Here is a 914-nt window from a genome sequence, read left to right on the forward strand (position 1 = left end):
CCCTTGGCGAGCGCGATGGCCAGCTCGGCGGCGGCGTCCGCCTCCTTCTTGACCGCCTTGTAGACGGTCATGCACTGGTCACCGGCGAGGATGTTCTGCAGGCCCTCCTTGGTGGCGTCCTGACCGGTCACCGGGACCTTGCCGTTGAGCTTGTTCTTCTTCAGCACCGAGATGGCCGCGTTGCCGAGACCGTCGTTGGCGGCGAGCACGCCGTCGATCTTGCCGCCGGCCTTGGTCATCTGCTGCTCGAAGATCGTGGCGGCCTGCGCGTTGTCCCAGGCCGGCACCGGGTCGTCGGCGACCTTGGTGTACTCCTTCGAGTCGAACTTCGGCTTGAGCACCGAGTCGTACCCGTTCTTGAACAGGGTGGCGTTGTTGTCGGTCGGCGAGCCGTTGAGGTACGCGATCGACGGGTTCTTGACGCCCTTGTCGGTCAGGCACTTGCTCAGGCCCTCGCCCTGGAGCTTGCCGACGGCCTCGTTGTCGAAGCTGACGTAGTACTGGGCGGAGCCGCCCAGGGTCAGCCGGTCGTAGTCGATGGTCGCGACGCCCTGCGACTTGGCCTTGTCGAGCACGGCCTTGCCGGTGCCGGAGTCCAGGTTGACGATCATCAGGACGTTGACGCCGCTGGTGATCATCTGGTCGGCGATGGTCTGGAACGCGGTCTTGTCGTTCTGCGCGTTCTGGATGTCGGAGTCGACGCCGGCCGCGTCGAACGCCGCCTTGAGGTACTTGCGGTCCGCGCCCTCCCAGCGGGCGGAGGACTTGCTGTCCGGCAGGATCACGCCGATCTTCGGCTTCTTGGCGTTGGAGCCGCCGGCCTCGTCGGAAGAACCGCCGTTGTCACCGCAGGCGGCCATGCTGCCGGTCGCGAGGAGACCGACGGCCGCGAAGGTGAGGAAGCCCTTGCGCAT

1 protein-coding gene is annotated in these 914 nt (G+C 66.3%); it reads right to left on the reverse strand.

Annotation, left to right across the window (positions count from 1 at the left end; translation table 11 throughout):
* The coding region (locus KBX39_RS32070; RefSeq protein ID WP_210874174.1) for a sugar ABC transporter substrate-binding protein at positions 1-914 on the reverse strand (914 nt) is incomplete at its 3' end.

Origin of the sequence: Micromonospora sp. D75, from assembly GCF_018070405.1 — a bacterium.
Taxonomy (GTDB): Bacteria; Actinomycetota; Actinomycetes; order Mycobacteriales; family Micromonosporaceae; genus Micromonospora; species Micromonospora chalcea.